Annotated in this window: 2 protein-coding genes; both read left to right on the forward strand. The window is 41.0% G+C overall.

Features of this window, described 5'->3' with window-relative positions; all coding sequences use genetic code 11:
• Positions 1-94 precede the first annotated feature (94 nt).
• Positions 95-934: a tyrosine-type recombinase/integrase gene (locus tag J5X91_RS17905; protein ID WP_208835386.1), complete on the forward strand. Its 840-nt coding sequence runs from the start codon at positions 95-97 to the stop codon at positions 932-934.
• A gap of 10 nt (positions 935-944) precedes the next feature.
• Positions 945-2,060 carry an IS91 family transposase gene (locus J5X91_RS17910; protein ID WP_244453980.1) on the forward strand — a complete coding sequence of 372 codons (1,116 nt, stop codon included), beginning with the start codon at positions 945-947 and terminating at the stop codon, positions 2,058-2,060.
• Positions 2,061-2,398 lie beyond the last annotated feature (338 nt).

Here is a 2,398-nt window from a genome sequence, read left to right on the forward strand (position 1 = left end):
GCTGTTGAACAAAGCCGCTACGCGGAGCTAGCAACTTCTAGCATAATTGCCACACTTGTCATTGGGACTTCCCCCTATTCACCGGAGAAAACCAATGACCCCATTAAGACAACGCGTCATAGACGAGATCCGTTTAAGAGGCTACTCACCACGTACCGAAGAATCTTATATAAATGCACTTGCTCAGTTAGCTAATTACTACGATAAATCGCCTGACTTAATTAATAAGGAAGAGCTTGAGGCGTATTTTAGGTATGTAAACCTAACACAGCACTTGTCGCGTGCAACGATTGCATTAAAACTCAATGCCGTTAATTTTCTATATAAATATGTACTACAGCGCTCATTCAGCATTGATATCGTATTGCCTAAAAAGGCACACAAAATACCAATATTACTAACACGAGATGAGGTTCATCGCCTGTTTTTAAATACGGTATCTGTACAACAAAAAGTTATGCTTTGTATTTGCTATGGGTGCGGACTCAGAATAAGTGAATTACTGAATTTACGGGTTGTTGATATTGAATTCAGCCAAGACTGCCTATGGGTTAGATCAGGAAAAGGTAATAAAGACCGTCGTGTCATATTACCTAAAAGTGCAGCAAGGCGGTTAAACGCTTACATAGCAGGGTTTTCCCTTGGCAGTATACTGTTTTGTACTAACTGGGATAAAGAAAAAGCGATTGATGCAAAAACGTTTAGTCGTGGATTAAAACGTGCGGTAGCGCGGGCTGAAATTACAAAAAATGTATCCGCGCATAGCTTGCGCCATGCTTATGCCACACATCAAATTGAAGCTGGTATGCCGCTTCATCAGTTACAAAAGCAGCTCGGACATACGAGTATTCGTACGACAGAGCGTTATTTGCATTGGTTGCCTGAGATGGCACATAGCAGCCATGATTTAATGGCTGCGTGGGAGGGAAATTAAAATGGCAACGATGCATCATGTCGCAGATGTCTTAGCGCAACACCTCTGTAACTATAAAAAAATCCATGCATTAACCTATCAACAACAGCGAGTGTGTCAGCATATACAGGAATGTAGAACCGTAAAGTTAGGTGCTCAGCAATGGCAGTGTGATCGCTGCGAGCATAGTGAAACGGTGTACTGCGCATGCAGAGATAGACACTGTCCGCAGTGCCAAGGGCATGTTAGCGAGCAATGGAGTGAACAACAAAGTAAGGATGTCATCAATGCGCCTTATTTTCATCTGGTATTTACACTCCCTCATGAACTAAATGGGTTAGCAAAGCAATATCCACGTGAAATTTACAGCTGTTTATTTCATGCTGTATGGCAAACCCTTAGTCAGTTTGCGCAGCGTAAAAAACAGCTACAAGGCACGTTAGGAATGACTGCGGTCTTACATACATGGGGGCAAAGCCTTGCTCAACATATTCATTTACACTGTTTGATTCCAGGTGGCGTATTAACGTCGTCAGGTGAATGGCGGGGTGTTAAAAAGTCGTATTTATTTGCAGTAAAAGCCTTAGCAGTCGTATTTAGAGCAAAAATGCTAGCAGCCATTAGGGCGCATAAACTAACGATACCTCAAAACGAATTGTTAATGACAAAATCATGGTGTGTACACAGCAAAGTGAATTTGACCGAACCGAAAACAGTGTTGAAATACCTTGGACGCTACACACGTAAAGGCATGTTGCATGAAGGACGGCTTAAGCAAGTAACAAAAGATGATGTCACGTTTAGTTATAAAGACTACCGAGACAGCAAAATAAAGCGAATGACATTAACAGGCATAGAATTTATTAGGCGCTATTTACTGCATGTGCTCCCAAATGGGTTTATGCGAATACGGCACTACGGGTTTTTAGCCAGTGCGTGTAGAGCAAAAAAACGGGGTATTATCAGCGCACAAACAGACAAGCATGAGACTGAAAATAAGGGAAAGTCAGATACAACAGGTGCGATGAGAGTTAATTGGCCTTGCCCATCATGTAAACAAGGGCAGTTGATAATGAAAAGCCTCTGTATAAAGGATGCAAAAATCGACGGTCTAGCGACGGGAGGCGTAATAATGGATAGTGGATGAATAGTAAGTCGAACCGTTAAAAGCAACTAGTTAACTAAGTTGGTGTGACAGAGGATCAGCTTAGATGTGGTGCTGCCCAAAATAAATAAAAAGGATGACAGTAGACAATAAGCAGACAGAAACGATATAAAAAAGCGTAGAAATGTAATTAATAAACAGTAACTAACCCGTCTAGTAGTAAAAGGGTGTCGAATAAATCTGCAATCAACAACTTCCCTAAAAAAGAGAATTCCTATAGCATTAAGCATACCAATAAAAATGTTGGATGATGAGCATGCTTCGTTCAACAAAGTATTTATACGATACAAGCAACGTAACGTATAAATACTAAGACGTTA

The organism is Pseudoalteromonas sp. K222D (assembly GCF_017653575.1).
GTDB classification, from domain to species: domain Bacteria; phylum Pseudomonadota; class Gammaproteobacteria; order Enterobacterales; family Alteromonadaceae; genus Pseudoalteromonas; species Pseudoalteromonas nigrifaciens.